The sequence below is a fragment of the Streptomyces sp. NBC_01235 genome, from assembly GCF_035989285.1.
Taxonomy (GTDB): Bacteria; Actinomycetota; Actinomycetes; order Streptomycetales; family Streptomycetaceae; genus Streptomyces.
The window spans coordinates 5,029,471-5,050,620 of sequence record NZ_CP108513.1 but is presented as its reverse complement, the minus strand read 5'-3'; the positions used below and the strand labels follow the sequence as shown (position 1 = coordinate 5,050,620).

The window sequence follows — 21,150 nt, the reverse complement described above, 5'->3', positions numbered from 1 at the left end:
GGGCCTGACCTGCGGCCGAGGGAAGCAGACGGGGGTCACGTCCGCTGGAGTGGTGTATTGACGGCCACTCGGTGATCTCGTTTTGAGGTTATGCGGTGAGTTCGGTCGGGAGGACGGTGTCGTCGGTTTGTGACTCGATCGGGTGGAGGCGGGTCTTGGCGAGCAGGTCGAGTCCCATGTATCGGCGGGCTTCGGTCCACTCGTCGTTCTGCTCGGCCAGCACCGCGCCGACGAGTCGGATGAGGGCGGTGCGGTCGGGGAAGATGCCGACCACGTCGGTGCGGCGGCGGATTTCCTTGTTCAGTCGCTCCTGCGGATTGTTCGACCAGATCTGCCGCCAGATCTCGCGGGGGAACGCGGTGAACGCCAGCAGTTCGTGCTGGGCGGAGTCCAAGTGGGCTGCCGCCTTGGGGAACTTGGCCTCCATCGCGTCCAGCACATGTCGCATCTGGGCCTGGACGGCGTCGGCATCGGGCTGTTCGAAGACCGTCCGCAGCAGTGTGGCCACCCAGGGCTGGGCGGACTTCGGCACCTGGCTGAGCAGATTCCGGGCGTAATGCGTGCGGCATCGCTGCCAGGAGGCGCCGGGCAGGACAGCGCCGATCGCGTTCACCAGGCCGGTGTGGGCGTCGGAGACGACCAGCTGGACGCCGGACAGGCCACGGGCGGTCAGGGAACGCAGGAAGGCGAGCCAGCCGGCACCGTCCTCGGCGGTGGCGACGTCGATGCCGAGGATCTCGCGGTGGCCGTCGGCATTGACTCCGACCGCGATCAGCGCGTGGACGTTGATGATGCGGCCGCCCTCGCGGACCTTCTGGGTCAGTGCGTCGACCCAGACGAACGCGTAGGGTCCGGCGTCGAGGGGCCGGTTGCGGAACGCGGCGACCTGCTCGTCCAGGTGCTTGGCCATCGCGCTGACCTGCGACTTCGACAGCTGGGTGACGCCGAGGGACTCGGCGAGCTTCTCGACTCGGCGGGTGGAGACGCCGAGCAGGTAGGCGGTGGCGACCACCGAGATCAGGGCCTGCTCGGCCCGGCGGCGCCGTTCGAGGAGCCAGTGCGGGAAGTAACTGCCCTGGCGCAGCTTGGGGACGGCCAGTTCGACGGTGCCGGCCCTCGTGTCCCACTCGCGTGGGCGGTAGCCGTTGCGGTGGTTGACGCGTTCGTCGCTGACCTGCCCGTATTCGGCATTGCAGAGGGCGTCGGCCTCCGCGGACATGAGCGCATCGGCGAACGTCTTGATCATCGCGCGCAGCAGATCGGGACTCGCCGCGGCGAGGTTGTCCTCGGCGAGGGCGTGCAGGGGCAGACTGTCAGGTGCGGTCATCGTGCTGATCTCCTTCGAGGCTTCGACACTTCGAAGATCAGCCGGTGGCCGTTCATCTATGCGGGCACCATCCCGATGCCGGAGCAAACCCCCGGATCAGGTCGAACCCGTACACCACTTCCCTGGACGTAACCCAGACGGGGAACGAGGGCGGGGGAGTCGGCTGAGGCCAGCTGGGGTCACCGAAGCGGTGAGCACCGCAGACCATTTGGGGGCGACAAAGGCCCCGCCCCTATCAGGGATCGAGCGCCCTCGGCCGTCTACGCAGCCCTGTAGAGGCCGCTGAGCAGAGGCTAGCGGCTCGGGCTCAGCCGTGGGAGGCCAAGACGCACCCGAGGCCACTGCCGGAGTGGTGGTCGATTGAGATCACGACGGAGGCGGTGCGAGCTCGGCCAGCCCCAGCCCTCGAAGTCGTCCGGGGTGATCCTCCGGAGCACCTCGCTCCGAACGGCGACGAGTTCCGTGGCGACTGCCGGAGATTATCGAGGCGTCGGCGCCAAGTGGTTGCTGACGGAGAAGATCTCCTGGAGCCTGGTCAACGCCTTCCCCCACCGCACCTTTCGGTGGGAGGGAATCGGCGGCTCCCAGCCGCAGACGTCAGGGAGCCTGTCGGCGTCGGCTGAACCAGCGTTTCGGCCGTCGTCGAGAGAGCCTTCCGGGTTGCCCGCTCGTCGTTGGCTTCGGTCATCCGTTGCGGACGCCGGCGCGCGTGACTCCGGCAGGCGGTCGGAGGGGACGTTGTGGAGGACGACCGCGGGGTCCTTGTCGGTCTCGAGGGCGCCGATGCGGACGGGGGCGTGCCGACGGCGGCCGTGCGAGAGGGGGACGGAACCGGGGGAGTCGCCCAGGGTTCCCACGCAGGACGCTGGGTGACGGCGCGTTCCCATGGTCAGCGCCGCGAGGTTTCTTGCTCGATCCCGCTCATGACGCCCCGTACTGGACGGTCCGCTCACGCATGGCTCACGCACGGCGAGGGATGCGAGTCGTGCCGGGTCAGCTGATCGTGGCAGCGAAGAGGTGCAGGCCCTGACAAGGTCTGTTGGTGGAACAGGCAATGGCCCCGCGGCAATTGCTTTCAGGCTCCGCGGCGTCTGTCTCACCGAGAGCCGCACGCCGGAAGCCGCTTCTGGCCGTCCGGCGCACGGACCCGAGGCTCGTCACGGCCAGATGGACTTCAGCTGCCACGCCTGCATGTGGTCGAGGGTGGCGGTGCCGCCTTCGGCGAAGGCGTCGACGCCGGTGCTGGAGGGGTCGGGGAAGATCTGGTCGGTGAGGGCCACCTGTTCGCCGCGCGTGTTCTGGGCGTAGACCTCGACGGAGGAGGCGTCGACGAGGACGTGCAGGCTCAGCCGGCCGCCGTCGAGCGCGAGGGGGGCGCGCTGGACGCCGGAGAAGGTGGGGTCGAAGTCGGTCGCACCGGAGGCGGTGCGGTCGATGTAGACCTCGCCGGTGGCGGTGTCGTAGCCGATGCGGGCGCGCTGCCCGCTGCCGGTACGGACGTCCAGGCCGAAGCGGTCGGCGGTGCCGGCGGTGAGGTCGGCCTGGAGTTCCTGGGTGCTGCCGTGCACCGAGAGCGGAACGGTGGTGTTCGCGACGCGCGTGCTGGGCACCCGGGTGCCGGTGCCGCGCAGGGTGGTCAGTTCGCGGACCGGCTGCTGGATCAGCTGGACCTTGCCGTTGACGGTCTGCAGGGAGAGCTGGCGGGGGAAGGTGTCGGCGCTGCGCCACGGGCTGGTGGGGATGGCCTGCCCGTAGTTCCAGTTGTTCATCCAGGCGACCATGACGCGGCGGCCGTTGGGTGCGTCGTTCCATGTGTTGGCGGCGTAGAAGTCCGCGCCGTAGTCGAGCCAGTGGGCGCGCTGGGTGGTGTTCAGGGCGGGCTTGTCGGCGGCGGTGAACTGGTCGGCGAGGACGTGTCCCCAGCCGCCGGGGTTGGCGTCCACGATCTGGATCTGGGCCTTCTCGCCCTTGTAGGCGGTGGTGTTGAAGGCGGCCCAGTCGAGGTTCTCGGAGTCGGCGCCGGTGGCGCTCTGGACGACCTTGCCGTCGACCAGCAGGTTGACGCCGGTCTCGATGGAGGGGGGCTTCGCCTGGGTGTCGGAGAGGACGACCTGGTCGAGGTTGAGGTGACCCCAGCCGCCCGTGTTGTCGTCCACGACCTTGAGCTGGGCCTGCTTGCCCTGCAGGTCGGACAGGTCCCACGACGCCCAGTTCAGGGCTTCGCCGTTGGATCCGGTGGCGGAGCGCACCACCTTGCCGTCCACGATGAGCTCCACGGCGGTCGGTGCGTCGGAGCTCGCGGGGTGATAGCCGCCGCCGATGAGGAAGTCCAGGTATTTCTTGTCGATGGTGAAGGCCGGCGAGGTGAGGGTGCCGGTGGAGGCGTCGCCGTTCAGGAAGCTGTTGACCAGGCCGTTGCCGAGGTAGCCGGAGACCTGGCCCTGGGTGGGGAGGGTGCCCTGGGCCGGTCCGGTGCCGAAGGCGTCGCCGGTGGTGGTCCAGTCGCCGATGGGGCTGGTGTAGGTGCTGCCCTCGAAGTCGGCGAGGGTTTCACCGGTGGGTGCCGGCTCGTCGCCCAGGACGGCGTCGGGGTCGTACGGGTGGTTGCCGCCGCCGACCTTGAAGTTGATGTAGTCGCTGGTCACCGTGAACGCGGGCGAGGTCAGGGCGCCGGTGGAGGCGTCGCCGCCGTGGAAGCTGTTGGCGAAGGCCTTGCCCTCGATGCCGGTGACCTGTGACTGCCAGTCCACCGCCCCGGTCGCCGGCGCGCTGCCGAACGCGTTACCGGTGGCCGTCCAGTCGCCGAACGAGCCGGACTCGAAGTCCTGCATGACGGTGCCGCTCGGCGGGGTGTACGTGCCGGAGTCGTCGGAGGTGAACTTCTTGCCGTCGAAGTCTCCGACGAAGTACTGGGCACCGGAGCCGCCCGCGATGCCGCCGGGGTTGAGGTTGACCGCAAGGACCCACTTCGTCTTCTTCGTGTTGCCGTCGACCGGGAGCGGGAACAGGTCCGGGCACTCCCACACCCCGCCGGTGGCGCCGGCCGGGCCGAAGTCGCTCTGGTGGGTCCAGTGCTTGAGGTCGGCCGAGCTGTAGAAGGAGATCTTGTGCTGGTCGGCGAGGGAGACTGCCATGAGCCAGCTCTGCGTGGGGGCGTACCAGAAGACCTTGGGGTCGCGGAAGTTGTTCGAGCCGATGTCGAGCACCGGGTTGTCGTAGTACTTGGTCCAGGTGGTGCCGCCGTCGGTGCTGTAGGCAAGGGCCTGCTGCTGCTTGCCGGAAGCCTTCTGCGCGCTGGTGTAGACGGCGACGAGCGGCGGGTTCTTCCTGGTCCCGAAGCCGGTGGTGTTGTTCCTGTCCAGCACCACGCTGCCGGAGAAGATCATCTCCTTGTCGTCCTGGGGGATGGCCACCGGGAGCTGCTTCCAGTGCACAAGGTCGGTGCTGACCGCGTGGCCCCAGGACATGTTGCCCCAGCTGTTGCCGGACGGGTTGTACTGGAAGAACAGGTGGTACTGGCCCTTGTAGTGGACGAGGCCGTTGGGGTCGTTCATCCAGTTCTGGGCCGGGGTGAAGTGGAACTGTGGGCGGTACTGCTCGTGGTAGAGCGTGTCGGCCATGGCGGGAGAGGCGGCGACCAGGCCGAGCCCGGACAGGACGGCCAGTGCGGCCAGGAGTCTGCGGCGTGGACGAATGGTTCTGGACATGGCGGCTCCTTGCAGGCGTGCGGGCTTCGGCCCGGCCGTAGGGGGACTGACGCGTGACGAGTGGCGCTTGACGCGTGTCGGGCGCGGGTACGGACGGCGGCTCCGCTGTGGCCTGGTCCAAGGCCACGGGCGAGCCCGGCTGTGGGGGCAGCACGGCACAGGCAGCTCCAGCCAGCGACTGGAAACGTTTCGCCGAACGTACGGGCAACGGGTCGCCGAAGTCCAGACCCTGTGTGGGAAAACTCCTGAATGCGAGGATGAGGGCGGCTGCACAGTGCCATTGATCCCCGGGAGAAAACGTTGTCCAGCGAGCAGAACGACACGGGTCGGCGACCGGCGACCATGCGCGACGTCGCGACCATGGCCGGGGTGGGGATCGCCACCGTCTCGCGGGTCGTCAACGGCAAGCCCGTCACCCCTGACCTGGCGGAACGGGTGACGCGCGCCGCCGAACTGCTCGGCTACCGCCACGATCTGACGGCCAGCAGCCTGCGCCGGGCCGACCGCCGCACCAATACCCTCGGTCTGGTCCTGGAGGACGCTGCCAACCCCTTCTCCGCCGCGCTGCACCGCGCGGTGGAGGACGCCGCCGCCGAGCGCGGCCTGCTGCTCCTGGCCGGGTCCACCGACGAGGACCCGGTCCGGGAGCGCGGCCTGCTGAAGACCTTCACCGCCCGCCGGGTCGACGGCCTCATCGTGGTGCCCACCGGACAGAACGACACCGACCTCGACGCGGCCCGCCGCGCCGGCACACCCGTCGTCTGCGTGGACCGCCGCACCACAGCGCCGCAGGTGGACACCGTGACGGTGGAGAACCGCGCGGGCGTGCGGGCGGCGGTGAAAAGGCTGAACGAGGCAGGTCACAGGCGCATCGCCTTCCTCGGGGATCTCCGCTCGATCTGGACCGCCGAAGAGCGCCACGCCGGGTTCGTGGAGGGGCTCGCCGAGGTGGGATGCGTCCTGCACCCCTCTCTCGTGAGGCGCGGCCTGCACGGCGCGGAAGCCGCCCAGGAGGCCACCCGCGAACTTCTGGCCCTCGCCCACGCGCCCACGGCACTCGTCTCCGGCCAGAACCTCCTGACCATCGGGGCCCGCATGACCCTGCAGGAGCTTCAGCTGCAGCGCCGCGTGGCGCTGATCGGCTTCGACGACCTGCCCCTCGCCGACCTGCTCGAACCCGGCATCTCGGTGATCGCCCAGGATCACGCCGCCATCGGCCGGGAGGCGGCGACCCTGCTGTTCGACCGACTCGACGGCGAGGGCGGCCCCGCCCGTCACCGCGTGCTTCCCACCCGCTACCTCGCCCGCGGCTCCGGTGAACTCCCCGCTCCCGAGGACGGCTGACGACTTCCCCGTGAACGAGTTGTTTCCGGTGTGTTGACGGGTCGAGCTTCTCGGTGCTTCACTGCCGGAACCGGTACCGAAACCGGTTCCGGCACCGCTTCCGGTACCGGTTCCACCGATCTCTGTACGATCGGTCCTTCGGTGCGGGAGGACGTCTTCCGCCTCTGCGTGGAGTGAGAGGAGGTGGCATGGGAGTCACCATCGCCGACGTGGCCGCACGGGCCGGCGTCAGCAAGACGACGGTCTCGCGAGTGCTGAACGGCAAAGGCGAGATCAACGAGAACACCGTCCTGAAGGTCCGCAAGGCGATATCGGAGCTCGGCTATGTGCCGAGCGCCGGAGCAGTGGGTCTCGCACGCGGCACCACACAGATGATCGGCATGCTGGTCCCTGATCTGGCCTGGGCCTGGTCCGGCATCGTGCAGGCGGTCGTCGAAACGTTGGAGGCCGAGGGCTTCGGGCTGCGCATGCTGACCTGGAACCGCGGTGAGGAGTCACTGCGCAGGCTCGGTCTACAGGTCGCCGCCAAGTCGTTCGACGGTCTGCTGGTGATCGAGCCCGAGGGGGCCCTGGGATACATCACGGAACTGCACGAAGCGGGGCTGCCGGTCGTACTGATCGACGACCGCTTCCAGAGGCCGGGATTCCCCTACGTGGCCACCACCAACCGGGAGGGGGGTGAGCAGGCCGCACGGCACCTGCTGGACATCGGGCGCCGTCGTCCTCTGGTCGTGACCGGCCCCGATGCGTTCGGCTGCACCCGGGAACGGCTGGGCGGCTTCGTGGATGTCTTCGCGGAAGCCGGTATCGAGATCGACCAACGCAGCATCATCTGCGGCGACTTCCAGTTCGAACGCTGCCGGAGCGCGGTCGCAGGCGCTCTGGCGGACGGCCTGGAGTTCGACTCGGTCTTCGCACACAACGACCCCTCGGCGGCCGGCGTGCTCGCCGCCCTGCACGAGGCCGGTCTTTGGGTTCCGCAGGATGTCGCCGTGGTGGGCTTCGACGACGTCGAGATGGCGTCGTACACCTATCCGGCACTGACCACCATCCGCCAGCCGATGCGGGAGATGGGCGAGGCGGCGGCGCGTCTGCTGCTGGACCACGTGCGCGGATCGCCTGCGGCCGCCACCTCGTGCATCATTCCCACCAGCCTCGTGATCCGTGGCTCGACGTTAAAGCCGAGCTCGAACTGACGCTGCGTCATTGAGACGCGCACGATGTCAGCGCCTCACCGAACCGTCCGTCTCCGCCGTCCTGCCCAGCCCCGCAGGCGGGGACGGACTCCATCCGGCCATGAAACCGACCCAACCGGCCCTCGGGCAGGCCGGTAGGTCGTCCGGCTCTGCCTGAAGCCGCTCCACACGTCGCCCCCGAACGGCCTGTTCACCTTCCGGCCGGCTTCACCACCATCCACGCGGAACCGTGTTCACGCGTCATCGCCGAGGTGCCCTTTCCGTCGGCGCCTCCCCGATCCGGCACACCTGGCACACCCCGCCCGGCCGCTACCCACTCCGGGCCGGACACTCCAGCCGCGACCTGCGGCTGCCCGCCGATGCCGCTGCCACCACAGACGATCTCCACTCGTGGGCCGGCCCGTCCGGGCGCCCGCCCCTTCCCAACCTTCGCTGCCCCCCGCGCCCTTATCGCTCACGGCAAGGAGCCGAGCCATGCGTATCACCACCCGTCACACCGCCAGAACCGTCCAGATCCTGTGCGTCACCGTCACGGCCGCCCTGGTGGCCACCGGCTGCGGCCGGAGCGCGGATTCCGGCCCCGGCAAGGATGCGCCCGCCGAGATCGGCGCGGGCAAGGCCAAGGGGACGGTGGTCATGTGGTCCATGGGTGACACCGACAAATCCCTTGAGAGCCTGGCCAAGAAGTTCGAGCAGGAGAACCCGGACGCAGACGTCAAGATCACCGCGGTCCCGTGGAGCGCCGCCCACGACAAGCTGACCACCTCGATCGCCGGCGGCAACACCCCGGACATGTCCGTGGTCGGAACCACCTGGATGGCAGAGATGGCCGCCATGAACGGCTTCCAGGTCTCCCCGACGTCGATCACGTCGTCGGACTTCTACCCCGGCCAGTGGGACACCACCAAGTACAAGGACACGTCCTACGGCGTCCCGTTCATAGCCGACACCCAAGCGATCTACTACCGGACCGACATCACCACGAAGGCCGGTATCAAGGGCGCCCCGGCCGGCGACCGGGCCGGATACCTGAAGGACCTCAAGGCCATCCAGGCCACCGCCGGCAAGCAGAACCCCAAGCTGCGCCACGCCACCGGGCTGGTGATGGGCTTCAACTCCTGGATCTTCTGGGTGCCGATGGTGTGGCAGCAGGGCGGTGACATCTACGACGCCAAGACCGGGAAGTTCACCTTCGACTCGCCCGAGGTCGCCAAGGCGCTGGAGTACTACGCAAGCGTTCCGAAGCAGGGCCTGGCGCCGACTGACAGGTCGGACAACGTGCAGGCCTTCCGGGACGGGCTGATCGCCACCTACCAGGAGGGCGCGTGGGCCGGCGGCAGCTTCCACAAGGACGCCCCCAAGCTGGACGGCACGTGGAAGACCATGCCGGTGCCGTACAGCAAGCAGGCCGCCGGGTTCGCCGGCGGCAGCGACCTGGCGGTGTTCAAGGATGCCAAGAACCCCGACGCCGCATGGAAGTTCGCCCAGTTCCTGACCGAGCCCGCCAACCTCGCGACCTATGCCAAGGCCACCGGCAGCCTGCCCGCTTCGCCCGGCGCGTGGTCGGAGGGGAAGCTGAGCGAGGACGAGAACATGAAGGCGTTCGCCAAGCAGCTCGAGGTCAGCAAGGCGCCGCCCGCCATCACGACCTGGCAGCAGATCGCCGACGTCATCGACTCCGAACTGGAGAAGCTGTCCCTCGGCAAGGCCACCGTCGCCGAGGTGCAGAAGGCGCTGCAGTCCAAGGCCACCAGCATCGGCACCGGACGCTGAGCGTCGTCGCAATGAGCACCCCTCGTACGGACGGATGACATCCATGTCCTCGAAAACGCTCCCCGCCGGGCGGGGCGACACCAGCAGGCAGAGCACCGAGGGGTCGGAGCGGAGTGCCGATCGCCGGCACTCCGTGCTCCGGAGCACGGCGCGCGGCAGGCAGGCCCGGGCAGCCTGGATCCTCGCCGCACCCTTCCTCGCCCTGTTCGCGGCGTTCACGCTGCTGCCGGTGGTCTGGTCGCTGCTGATGAGCCTGACCGACACCCAGAGCGCCGACCTGCGCACTCCGCTGAACGTGTCGTTCACCAGCTTCGACAACTACGTGCGGCTCTTCCAGGACGATCAGTTCTTCACGGCCCTGCGCAACACGGCCGTGTTCGTCCTGGTGGCCCTGCCTCTGACGCTGGCCGCCGGGCTCGCCGCGGCGGTCGCCCTCGACCGCGGTATCCAACGCTTCCGTGCTGTCTTCCGGGTCGGCTTCTACCTGCCGGTGATCACCAGCATCGTGGCCGTCGCCGTGGTGTGGAAGACGCTCCTGGAACCGCGCTCGGGACTGGTGAACCTCGTCCTGGGCTGGTTCGGGATCGACGGCCCGGCCTGGCTGGCCGACACCCGCTTCGCCCTGCCCGTCATGATCGTGATGGCCGTGTGGCGCAACCTCGGGACGGTCATGATCATCATGCTGGCCGGGCTCCAGTCCGTGCCCCAGTCCCTGATGGAGGCGGCCGAACTCGACGGGGCCGGGCCCTGGCAGCGCTTCTGGCGCGTCACCTTCCCGCTCCTGCGTCCCGCCCTGCTGCTGACCGCCGTCACCACCGGCATCGGCTACCTGCAGTTCTTCGACGAACCGTTCGTGATGACCGGCGGTGGCCCGCTGGACTCCACCCTGTCGGCCACGTTGTACGCCTACAAACAGTTCGGCAACGGCAACTACGACATGGCGTCGGCCGCCGGTTACGTCATCTTCGTCCTCATCGTCGCGCTGACCGTGCTGCAGTTCCGGCTGCTGCGAGACAAGGACTGACGACCCATGAGCACCCTCTCCACTCTCCCAACGGCACAACCGGGCACGGACCGCGTCCTGAGGCGCCGCCGCATACGCCGGACCTGGGGCCGGCCCTGGCTGTATCTGCCGCTCGCCGGCGCCCTGCTGCTGATGATCGCGCCGTTCCTGTGGATGCTGTCCGGCTCCTTCAAACCCGAGGCCGACATCCGCAGGGTCCCGCCCGTCCTGATACCCACGGCGCCCACGACCGCCAACTACGGCGAACTGTTCGGCAAGCTGGACTTCACGAGCATGTTCGCCAACTCCGTGATCGTGGCCCTCGCCGTCACCGCGGGCAACCTGATCTTCTGCTCGATGCTCGGATACGCCCTGGCCAAGCTGGAGTTCCGCGGACAGCGCGTCGTTTTCCTGCTGGTCATGGGGACGCTCATGATCCCCGGCCTGGTCACCTTCGTCCCGCTGTACGTGCTGGTATCCAACATGCAGCTGACCGGCTCCATGCTCGGACTGATCCTGCCGTTCCTGGCCGGCCCCTTCGGGGTGTTCCTGATGCGGCAGTTCATCTCCACCCTGCCCGACGAGCTGATCGACGCCGCCCGCGTCGACGGCTGCCGCGAACTGGCCATCTTCGCGAAGATCATCCTGCCGCTGACCAAGCCGGCCCTCGCCACCCTCGGGATCATCACCTTCCTCGGATCCTGGAACAACTTCCTGTGGCCCCTGGTCGTGGCCCAGACCGAGAGCCAGTACACCCTCCCCGTCGGCCTTGCCCTGGCCAGCAGCGGGCAGTCCTTCACCGTCTTCGGCGTCCTGCTCGCCGGCGCCGTGATCGTCCTGCTGCCGGTGATGATCGTCTTCCTCCTCTTCCAGCGCCACTTCGTGGCCGGCATCGCCACCACCGGCCTGAAGTGACACCCCGGCTCCCACCCCGCCGCCTTGTGCCGCACCGGTCCCGCCCGGTGCGGCGGGCGGACGGCCCGCGAGCCCCGCCGCGGCAGGCGGCAGCGTCCCCGCGACGAAGCGCTCGCCGACGCCAATCAACTCTCTGACCTGTGTCGACTCATTTCTTGGAGAACAAAGTGGGACAGCCGGTCCACTCTGCCGCGTACCTGGATCCGGAAGCTTCCGTGGAAGCGAGAATCGAGGACTTGCTGTCACGGATGACCCTGCCGGAGAAGGTCGGGCAGCTGCTGATGCTCGACGCACAACACGGGGACCTGGCGGACATCGTGTCGGCCAAGCTGGCCGGATCGGTCCTGCATGTGTCTCCCGACCAGATGCCGGAGGCCATGGAACTGGCCCGGCGGACACGGCTCGGCATTCCGCTGCTGACGGCCGACGACGGCATCCACGGCCACTCGTTCTGGCCGGGCGCGACCATCTTCCCGACCCAGCTGGCCATGGCCTGCACCTGGGACCCCGCTCTGCTCCGGCGGGTCGCCCGTGCGGCCGCGACCGAAATCGCGGCGACCGGAATCCACGGGACGTTCTCCCCGGTGCTGTGCATCACCCGGGACCTGCGCTGGGGCCGCATCAACGAGACGTTCGGCGAGGACCCGTACCTGATCGGTGAACTCGGGGCGGCGATGGTGCGCGGCTATCAGGGTGAGGGCCTTGGCGACCCGACAGCCGTGCTGGCGTACGCCAAGCACTTCGCGGGCTACTCCGAGACCCTGGGCGGGCGCGACGCCAGCGAGGCGGATCTCAGCCCGCGCAAGCTGCGCTCGTGGTTCCTCCCCCCGTTCGAGCGGGCGGCCCGGGCCGGCTGCCGCGCCTTCATGCTGGGCTACCAGTCGATCGACGGGGTGCCCATCACCGCCAACGAGTGGCTGATCAACGACGTGCTCAAGGGTGAGTGGGGCTTCACCGGCACGCTGGTGACCGACTGGGACAACGTCGGCCGGATGGTCTACGACCAGCGGACCTGCGCCGACTACGCCGAGGCGGCGGCGGTCGCGGTCAACTCCGGGAACGACCTGATCATGGCCACGCCGGCGTTCTTCGAGGGCGCCCAGGAGGCGGTCGCCCGCGGCCTGGTCGAGGAGAAGCAGATCGACGACGCGGTACGGCGGGTGCTGCGGCTGAAGTTCGAACTCGGGCTCTTCGAGGACCCCCGTGCCCCCGACCCCGAGCGGCAGGCGCAGGTGATCGGCTGCCGCGAGCACGCCGACCTCAACCTCGAGACCGCCCGACGTTCCCTCGTACTGCTGCGCAACGAGGGGATCCTGCCCCTCGAAGGCGGGCTGACCGCGGACGGAACCGGCCGCGCCACAGGCCAGGGCACGCCACGCACGATCGCGGTCATCGGCCCCAACGCCGACAGCCCGGAGGCCATGCTCGGCGACTGGGCGGGTGCAACCGGCCAGGTGCCGTGGATGCCCGAAGGACATCCACGCGAGTTGGTGGAGACGGTGCTGGACGGCCTGCGCGCCGTCGTCCCCGCCGACTGGACCGTCACACACGCCCGCGGAGCCGACATCGCAAGCCCCGCCCATGACCCCGAGTGGTCCACCGGGCCCGACGGTCAACCACTGCCGCCCGTTTTCACCCCCGCCCCGGTCGACCAGGCCCAGCTTCGGGAGGCCGTCGCCGCGGCAGAGGCCGCCGACTACGCCGTCGTGGTCGTCGGGGACACCATCGCCCTCACGGGCGAGACGCGCTCGACGGCCACGCTCGACCTCCAAGGAGGGCAGGTCGCTCTGCTGGACGCGGTCGCCGCCACCGGCACACCCATGATCGTCGTACTGGTCCAGTCGAAGCCGAGCACCGTCCCGGAGTCGGCGCTGAACGCGGCAGCACTCATCGAGGCGTTCAACCCGGGTATGCGCGGCGGCCGCGCCCTCGCCGAACTCCTCCTCGGACTCGCCGAACCCAGCGGCCGGCTCCCGGTCTCCTTCGCACGCCACGTCGGACAGCAACCGGTCTTCTACAACCAGGTGCGAGGCCAGCATGGGGAGCGCTACGCGGATCTCACCCAGGACCCCCTGTTCGCGTTCGGCGAGGGCCTCACCTACACCACCGTCACCTACTCCGACCTTGTCGTGCACGACCCGGAAGTCCTCGCCGACGGCACCGTCAACGCCACGGTACGACTCACCAACAACGGCAGCCGTCCGGCCCTGGAAACGGTCCAGGCATACATCAGCGACCTGACCACCAGCGTCACCTGGGCCGAGCAGGAGCTGAAGGCGTTCACCCAGGTCGAGATCCCTCCCGGCGAAAGCCTGGACGTCCGCCTCAGCATCCCTGCCTCGCAGTGCTCGCTCGTCACGGCCGACAACCGGCGAGTGGTCGAACCAGGTGAGTTCGCACTCCGTGTCGGCCCCAGCGCACGACGGGAGCAGCAGCTGAGCGCGGGATTCCGCATCCGGACCTGAGGGCCGCATACGGGCTTGAAGACCCCCGCCCCGCCGGCCCGCCGCCCCGCCGACCAGAGGGGCCGGCGGGGCGGGCCCCTCTGACATACCGAAAGGCACGCGTGTGTCCACCACACCCCGGGATCCGCACTACCCCGTCGCGCACCTGCGCCCGCCCCGCAACTGGGTCAACGATCCCAACGGGCTGGTCTTCCACGACGGCCACTACCACGTCTCCTACCAGTACAACCCGTACGGAGCGACCCACGCGAACATGCACTGGGGTCACTTCCGCAGCCCCGACCTGCTGAGCTGGGAGCCGCTGCCGATCGCCCTGTCCCCTACGCCCGGCGGCGTGGACGGCGACGGCTGCTTCTCCGGCAACGCCGTCTCCGACGGCGACCGGCTCGTCGCCTTCTACTCCGCGCACCGCGAGGACCGCTCGTTCCAGCACCAGCCGGTCACCCGCGCCGTCTCCCACGACGGCGGCAGGACCTTCCGCCCGCGGGGCGAACTGATCATCCCCGCATGGCCCGAGGACTGCACGATGTACCGCGACCCGTACGTCTGGCAGGAAGGCGACGGCTGGCGGATGCTGGTCGGCGCCGCCCTCGCGGACGGCCGCGCCGCCGCCCTCCTCTACGACTCGCCCGACCTGGAGAACTGGACCTATCGAGGGCCCTTCGCCACCCGCCACCCGGAGCCCATCGGCGGCACCGAGCAGCTCACCGGCGAGGGCTGGGAATGCCCCCAATACCTCCCGGCAGCCGACGGACTCGGTGCCCTCATCTTCAGCACCTGGAAGTACCACGAAGGCCCGCAGCGCGTCGCAGCCCTGATCGGCGAAGAGCGCGACGGCCACTTCGAGGCCGGCCCACCGGTGTGGGTGGACCACGGCCCCGACTGCTACGCACCCGCCCTGCTGCGTGCACCTGGCGGCAGATGGCTGCTGTGGGGCTGGTCGTGGGAAGCCCGCGATCCAGCCTGGGCCGTCGCAGAAGGATGGGCCGGCGCCCTCACCCTGCCCCGCGAGATCCATGTCGACGGTGACGGCACGCTACGCCAGCAGCCCACCACCGAACTCCTCGCCCTGCGCGGCGAGCACACCATCCACACCGCAGGCACCACGCACGGCCCCCAGCCGGTGGACCTCGGCGACGTGGGCCGCGCCTTCGACCTGACGGCCCGTCTGGAGCCGACCGGAAACGCCGGTTTGCGGCTGCTCACCACCCCGGACGGCTCCGAGTACCTCGACATCCGCCTCGATGCCGAAGCGAGCGAACTGGTCGTCGACCGCTGCCACGCCTCACTCGACGCCCGGGCCCACGGCGGCTCCTACCGGATGCCCTGCCCAGTCGGCCTGCCGGCCGAACTGCGCGTGGTCGTCGACCACTCCATCGCCGAGGTCTTCCTGACCTCCACCGGCCAGGTCCTCACGCTGCGCTTCTACCCCACAGGGCAGGGCCCGTGGCGACTTCAGGCCCGCACCGCACCGGGTACGCGCCTCGGCTACGCGGTCGACGCGTGGGAGCTGCACCCGCTCGTGATCAAGGAGCCGAGCACCGGCCCCACAGAGCCGGCGCGCACGTCGCTGTAGAGCCGATCTCGCTGTAGAGCCGACTTCAATCCGTCGGTAACCCCACCTCCCACCCGCCTTTCAAAGTGCTGAACAAGCAGGTCCAAGGAGGATCTCCAATGAGCTCGTACGGTTTCGGACGACGCCAGTTCCTGGCCACCGCCATCGGCGTCGCCGCCACCTGGGCGGCTTCCGGGAACGCCGTTGCCGCCCCGCAGACGAAGCAAGTCTCTCCTGGAAATTCCGTGAATGTCTGGCTGACAGACATTTCGGCCGACAAGTGGGTTGTCGGCCAGAGCGATGTACTGTTCCGGACGAAGAAGACGGACAACCCGCTGACGATCAAGATCGACGACAGCGTCAAGTATCAGAAAGTCCAAGGCTTCGGGGCGGCCATGACGGACTCTTCCGCCTGGCTCATCAACAAGCTGTCCACTGCTGATCGAACGAAGCTGATGCAGAAGCTGTACGACCCCTCGAAGGGCATAGGCCTCAGCCTGATCCGCTCTCCGATGGGCGCCACGGACTTCAACGCGTCCGGAAATTACTCCTACGACGACATGCCGGCGGGACAGACGGACCCGACGCTGTCCAACTTCTCCGTCAAGCATGACGAGACGTACATCATTCCGGCATTGCGGCAGGCTCTCTCACTCAACCCGTCCGCCAAAATCATGGCCAATCCATGGAGTCCGCCAGGTTGGATGAAGACATCGGATTCCATGATAGGAGGCACACTCAAGAGCGAGGACACCTCTGCGCTGGCCGACTATTTTGTGAAGTTCATCAAGGCCTACGGCAAGGCCGGTGTGCCGATCTCCTACATCTCGCCGCAAAATGAACCCATGGGCACTCCCAGCTGGCCCGGCATGTTCCTGTCCGCTTACCAGGAATCCCAGTTGATCCAGGAAATCGGCCAGGCGTTCGCGGCCAACGGGATCTCCACGAAGATTCTGGCCTGGGATCACAACTGGGATGTGCCCTCGTATCCCGAGGGGATCTTCAGTGATCCCGCCGCCTCCAAGTACACAGCTGGAACCGGATGGCACATCTACAGCGGGAACCCGAATTACCAGACTCTGGTCCACAATGACTATCCGAGCAAGGAAACCTATATCACGGAAGCCAGCGGAGGTGTTTGGCAGGGCAACGATCAGGCAGCGTTCAATGACGCACTCGGCACCTGGATCATCAAGGGCATGCGTAATTGGGCGAACGGAGTGATGCTGTGGAACACCGCGCTCGACCCCGACAGGGGTCCGCTCAACAGCGACACAAATGGCATACCCATGTGCCGGGGACTGGTCACGATCAATCCGACCAGCGGACAAGTGTCCTACAACGTGGACTACTACGCACTCGCTCACGCCAGCAGGTTTGTAAAGCCTGGAGCGCATCGCATCTACTCGAACACCCTCGGGGAAGGAAGCATGGAGAACGTCGCGTTCCAGAACCCGGACGGATCGAAGGTCCTGATCGCGTACAACTCGGGGAGCGCCGCGAAGACTTTCAGCGTTGCGGACGGAACGCAGTCCTTCGACTACACCTTGAACGCCGGCGACGCCGTCACGTTCACGTATTCGGGGCCCATGCGGAGCGGCGGTACCCCCGCGGCGACCAACGTCTCGGATCCCACCCATGACTTCACGTTCAAGTCGCCGTCCGGCTCGATCACGATCACGTACGATCCGGCACTGCTGCCCTACCAGAATGCCGTCCGTACCGGAAACAAGCTGCTCGCGTACTCCCTTCCGGTCGGAGCTTCCATCCGGACGCCTGGATCGTCACTGAGCCGTAGTCAGTGGACCGCCACGGCCTCGGCCAGTCCGGACTGGGGTGTGGCCGCGAACGCGATCGACGGCGATATCAACACGCGGTGGAATCTCGGGCACGGGACGACGAGCGGCGACTGGTTCCAGATCGATCTGGGGAGTCCCACGAGCTTCAACAAGATCGCCTTCGCCACCGGCGAAAACAACTCCTTCGACTACGTCACCAAGTACCAGATATATGTTTCGGATGACGGGGTCGACTGGGGCAGCGCGATCGCGAACGGCAGCGGGAACATAGGAAAGATAGCCGTCACGTTGCCGGCCCAGACGGCACGGTACATTCGCATCGTCTGTGTCGCAGCATCCGGTTTCTGGTGGGGCATCGGCGAAATCAATGTATATAGGTCTTCGAATGGAATCGGTTCGATCGCAGCTCCGACAGCGGTACCCAAGGGCCTCCAGTTGAAGACCTGGACCAGCTCGGAAGGGTCGGAGGTCACCGTAGTATTCAATGGAACCGCCACCAGTCAGAGTTTCCCGGTGTCCGCCGACGGCTCGTACACCTATACGCTCCCGAGCGGGACTTCGGCGATGTTCACCACCCAGAAGCTGTCGAGCTTCCCCGCACCGGCCTTCAGCGGTTTGAAGCCGAAGCAAGGCATACCGCGCTCCAAGTTCACGATCACCGGATCCCATTTCGGTGACGCGCAGGGGCTGGGCACGGTCCGTTTCGGATCGACCTATGCCGAAATAGACAGCTGGTCGGACACGAGCATCAGCGCCTACGTTCCGAGCGGACTTTCAGTGGGGACGTACAAGGTCTCGGTGAACGGAGCCAGCGGAGCAGAAGCAGGTGGATCTTCGTACGACGTCATAGATCTGGGCCCTGCGCTGCCGCGGACGGGTTGGACCGCAACGGCATCGGACACAAGTCCGTACAACGATGGTCCCGCAAACATGCTGGACGGCAATGCTGACACCCGGTACAGCTCCGGCACGGGCCAGTACGACGGCCTTTGGATCCAAGTGGACATGGGGCAGACGCAGACGTTCGACAAGATTCTGCTGGATGTCGGCAGCAGTATCGGCGACTATGCGCGAAGCACAGACGTGTACGTGTCCACGGATGGAACCGACTGGACCAAGGTTTCTTCCATGGCGGACGGCCAGCGAGTCGAACTGACGTCCTTCCCGACGCAGACGGCTCGCTACATCAAGGTCGTCAATACCGCCAATGTTGCGAGTAACTGGTGGTCAATCGCAGAATTGACCGTCTACAGCTGACCTCGGGCTTTCATGTGGGGTGATCATTTGACCTTGCCCCCGAGGTCGAGAAAGTGCCTCCGACCAGCGAGAACAGGGATCCCTGACCTCCTTGTTCCCGAAATGGTCGGAGGCACTTTCCGTAAGAACCTACCGAGGGGTGAAATTCATGCTGACTCGCCCTGCGGGGTTTCCGGTGCGGTCGTGGCCGCGGTGCTCCAGCGCCAGCACCCGGCAGTGCTCGGCGAAGCTCGCGATGAGCGCGGACCAGCCGGCTTCGGCATAGTCGAGGGAGCTGGCGCCGCCTGCATCAGCACCAGCGGGGTGGCGTCGGGCACACCGGATACCTCGCAGAGGTCGGCATCGTTGACGTGCACGAAGGGCATAGGCCATTCATGTCACATGGCGGTCGGCCGAGCACCTGGATTCCCACGGTAGGGCCTGCACCTGTTGCGAGCACGCCGACAAGGTCAAACCCCATCGAGACCGGTCACGATCTCTCTTGAAGTCGTCGGCTTGGGTCTTCCGTTGCGGACGTCGGTGCGCGTGACTCCGGCAGGCGGTCGGAGGGGGCGTTGTGGAGGACGACCGCGGGATCCTTGTCGGTCTCGAGGGCGCCGAGGCGGACGGGGGCGTGCCGGCGGCGGCCGTGCGAGAGGGGGACGAAACCGGGGGAGTCGCCCAGGGTTCCCACGCGGGACGCTGCGTGACGGCGCGTTCCCATTCGTTCCCATGCGAGCCAAAAAGCCCCTCGGAGATCACTTCCGAGGGGCCTTTCTGATGCATCATGCCTGGTCAGGCACGGTGCCCCCGGCAGGATTCGAACCTGCGACACCCGCTTTAGGCGTGGGATCGAATCTCTGACGGGTGGTGCTTGGTTGTGCCGCGTGGTGCTCTTCTGCCTGATCAGCGCCGCGCGGCAGGGCCGGCCCATCCGGCTCAGGACGGCTCCTGTTGCGCAGTCCGCTCACGCGCCGCTCACGCATCCGGCGACCGTGGGGCGTCCAATGGCGGACCATGCTGGGGCGCGGAAGGCTGATCTTCTCCCGTGGGTGCACCGGGGGTGCAAACATCTCCCCGAGCCTCAATCTGTAACTAACAGTCATGTTGCTAACTCTGATGTTAGTATCTGTGATGTTAGGTGGCACTGGGGAGGCGGCGACATGGCAGATTTCGTGGGCAGGCGGCACGAGCTCGAGACGCTGGATCGCGAGCTGGACAAGGTGACGGCCGGGGTCGGTGGGGAGCGGCCCGGGCGGTGCGTGATGCTTCGAGGGCGCCGCCGGGTGGGTAAGTCGCGGTTGGTGGAGCGGTTCGCCGAGAGGTCCGGTGCGCCGTTCCTCTTCTATGCCGCCACGGGGGCGTCGCCGGGGGCGGACCTGGAGCGGCTCAGCCAGGATGCGCAGTCGTCCAGCCTTCCGCTGGCGAATCTGCTGTCCGCAGCCCGCCCGGCGAGTTGGGATGCCGCCTTCGACGTACTGGCGGCGGCACTGCCGCACGACCGGGCGAGCGTGGTGGTCATGGACGAGGTGCCCTATTTGATGGATGCGGAGGGCGCCTTCGAGGGCATGCTTCAGCGGGCCTGGGACCGAGTGCTGGAGAAGAAGCCGGTTCTGCTGGTTCTCATCGGCTCCGACCTGTCGATGATGGAGGCGCTGAACAGCTATGGACGCCCGTTCCACCAGCGCGGACGGGAGATGGTGCTGGGTCCGCTCAACCCGGCGGAGGTGGGCGAGATGCTCGGCCTCGATCCCGCCTCGGCCTTCGATGCGGCCTTGATCACCGGTGGACTGCCTCTGATCTGTGCAGAGTGGACGCACGGCGCCGGGATGTGGGACTTCCTGCAGGCGGCACTCAGCGATCCGGTCTCGGCCCTGCTGGTGTCGGCGGAGCGCTCGCTCGCCGCAGAGTTCCCCCAGCAGGTCCAAGCCCGCACTGTCCTCTCGGTGATCGGCAGCGGTGAGCGGACGTTCTCCAATATTGCCCGCGCCGCCGGCGGGATCGGGGCGACCCCGCTCCAGCGGTCGCTGGGGATCCTTGCGGACAAGCGGGTGATCGTGGCGGAGCTGCCCGTGTCCACGCGGCCTTCGAAGGATCGTCGCTACCGGGTTGCGGATCCCTACCTCCGCTTCTGGCTGAAGCTCCTGGGTCCGGCGATGGAGGAGATCGAGCGGGGCCGGGGTGACCTGACGCTGCGGCGCATCCGCGAAAACTGGACCAGCTGGCGTGGCAGGGCCGTTGAACCTCTGGTGCGCGAGGCGCTGGCACGGCTGCTGCCCGACGCGAACCTCCCCGCCGCCCCGGCCATCGGCGGTTACTGGACCCGTACCAACGATGTGGAGATCGACGTCGTGGGAGCGGACCGCGCGCCGATCGCCAAGGAGCTGTTGTTCGTCGGCTCGGTGAAGTGGCTGGAGAACTCCCCGTTCGACCGGCACGATCTCGCGGCGCTGCACCGGCACCGCGCCGCGCTCACGCCTGCTCCCGTGCCTGTGATCGCTGTCTCGCGCAGCGGGACCGACTGCGCGGGGCTCGACGCTGCGTACGGCCCGGCGGAACTCCTCGCGGCGTGGTCCTCCTGAGCATGCCGGAATTCGTGTGGGTGCCAGGTGTCCATGGACTGTCGCCCCAACTTGGGTCGGCCGAGCCTCCGGCCCACCGCGACGGTGACGTCCTCCCGCTCACGCAAACGGCCCCGGACGATGAGTCCGAGGCCGAGTGGAGTGCCTCCATGGGCGAGAAACCCCAGGTCAGCGGCTAACGCGTTGTGCCCCCGGCAGGATTCGAACCTGCGACACCCGCATTAGGAGTTTTCTCTGGGCGAGCCTGT

11 protein-coding genes are annotated in these 21,150 nt (G+C 67.7%); 9 read left to right on the top strand and 2 right to left on the bottom strand.

Annotated elements, in window-relative coordinates:
* Positions 1–88: 88 nt before the first annotated feature.
* Positions 89–1,327 carry an IS256 family transposase gene (locus OG289_RS22215; RefSeq protein WP_327315785.1) on the bottom strand — a complete coding sequence of 413 codons (1,239 nt, stop codon included), beginning with the start codon at positions 1,325–1,327 and terminating at the stop codon, positions 89–91.
* A gap of 1,157 nt (positions 1,328–2,484) precedes the next feature.
* Complete coding sequence (locus tag OG289_RS22210; protein WP_327315784.1) at positions 2,485–5,034, bottom strand: GH32 C-terminal domain-containing protein; 2,550 nt, start codon at positions 5,032–5,034, stop codon at positions 2,485–2,487.
* A gap of 300 nt (positions 5,035–5,334) precedes the next feature.
* Here OG289_RS22210 and OG289_RS22205 point away from each other — a divergent pair, with 300 nt between their 5' ends.
* The 9 genes from OG289_RS22205 to OG289_RS22165 all read left to right on the top strand — a co-directional run bounded on the left by OG289_RS22205 (position 5,335) and on the right by OG289_RS22165 (position 20,902).
* Positions 5,335–6,378, top strand: coding sequence for a LacI family DNA-binding transcriptional regulator (locus OG289_RS22205; protein ID WP_327315783.1), 1,044 nt, complete (start codon positions 5,335–5,337; stop codon positions 6,376–6,378).
* Positions 6,379–6,566: 188 nt separating this feature from the next.
* A complete protein-coding gene (locus OG289_RS22200) occupies positions 6,567–7,574 on the top strand; it encodes a LacI family DNA-binding transcriptional regulator (RefSeq protein WP_327315782.1) in 1,008 nt (335 codons plus the stop codon).
* 474 nt (positions 7,575–8,048) lie between these two features.
* Positions 8,049–9,347, top strand: a complete 1,299-nt coding sequence (locus tag OG289_RS22195) for an extracellular solute-binding protein (RefSeq protein WP_327315781.1) — start codon at positions 8,049–8,051, stop codon at positions 9,345–9,347.
* A gap of 34 nt (positions 9,348–9,381) precedes the next feature.
* Positions 9,382–10,371 (top strand): carbohydrate ABC transporter permease, encoded by a 990-nt coding sequence (locus OG289_RS22190; RefSeq protein ID WP_442818936.1) that lies wholly within the window; start codon positions 9,382–9,384, stop codon positions 10,369–10,371.
* Between the two features lie 6 nt (positions 10,372–10,377).
* Entirely contained in the window at positions 10,378–11,265 is an 888-nt protein-coding gene (locus tag OG289_RS22185) for a carbohydrate ABC transporter permease (protein ID WP_327315778.1), read from the top strand.
* 248 nt (positions 11,266–11,513) lie between these two features.
* Positions 11,514–13,730 (top strand): glycoside hydrolase family 3 N-terminal domain-containing protein, encoded by a 2,217-nt coding sequence (locus OG289_RS22180; protein WP_327315777.1) that lies wholly within the window; start codon positions 11,514–11,516, stop codon positions 13,728–13,730.
* 103 nt (positions 13,731–13,833) lie between these two features.
* Positions 13,834–15,306, top strand: a complete 1,473-nt coding sequence (locus OG289_RS22175; protein ID WP_327315776.1) for a glycoside hydrolase family 32 protein — start codon at positions 13,834–13,836, stop codon at positions 15,304–15,306.
* A gap of 98 nt (positions 15,307–15,404) precedes the next feature.
* Positions 15,405–18,341: a discoidin domain-containing protein gene (locus tag OG289_RS22170; RefSeq protein ID WP_327315775.1), complete on the top strand. Its 2,937-nt coding sequence runs from the start codon at positions 15,405–15,407 to the stop codon at positions 18,339–18,341.
* Between the two features lie 1,142 nt (positions 18,342–19,483).
* Positions 19,484–20,902, top strand: coding sequence for an ATP-binding protein (locus OG289_RS22165; RefSeq protein WP_327315774.1), 1,419 nt, complete (start codon positions 19,484–19,486; stop codon positions 20,900–20,902).
* Positions 20,903–21,150: the final 248 nt, after the last annotated feature.

Bases quoted from the DNA above. Each gene is read 5' to 3' on its own strand.
- OG289_RS22215 (WP_327315785.1), bottom strand. From the start codon at position 1,327: ATGACCGCACCTGACAGTCTGCCCCTGCACGCCCTCGCCGAGGACAAC.
- OG289_RS22210 (WP_327315784.1), bottom strand. From the start codon at position 5,034: ATGTCCAGAACCATTCGTCCACGCCGCAGACTCCTGGCCGCACTGGCC.
- OG289_RS22200 (WP_327315782.1), top strand. From the start codon at position 6,567: ATGGGAGTCACCATCGCCGACGTGGCCGCACGGGCCGGCGTCAGCAAG.
- OG289_RS22195 (WP_327315781.1), top strand. From the start codon at position 8,049: ATGCGTATCACCACCCGTCACACCGCCAGAACCGTCCAGATCCTGTGC.
- OG289_RS22190 (WP_442818936.1), top strand. From the start codon at position 9,382: ATGACATCCATGTCCTCGAAAACGCTCCCCGCCGGGCGGGGCGACACC.
- OG289_RS22185 (WP_327315778.1), top strand. From the start codon at position 10,378: ATGAGCACCCTCTCCACTCTCCCAACGGCACAACCGGGCACGGACCGC.
- OG289_RS22180 (WP_327315777.1), top strand. From the start codon at position 11,514: ATGACCCTGCCGGAGAAGGTCGGGCAGCTGCTGATGCTCGACGCACAA.
- OG289_RS22170 (WP_327315775.1), top strand. From the start codon at position 15,405: ATGAGCTCGTACGGTTTCGGACGACGCCAGTTCCTGGCCACCGCCATC.
- OG289_RS22165 (WP_327315774.1), top strand. From the start codon at position 19,484: ATGGCAGATTTCGTGGGCAGGCGGCACGAGCTCGAGACGCTGGATCGC.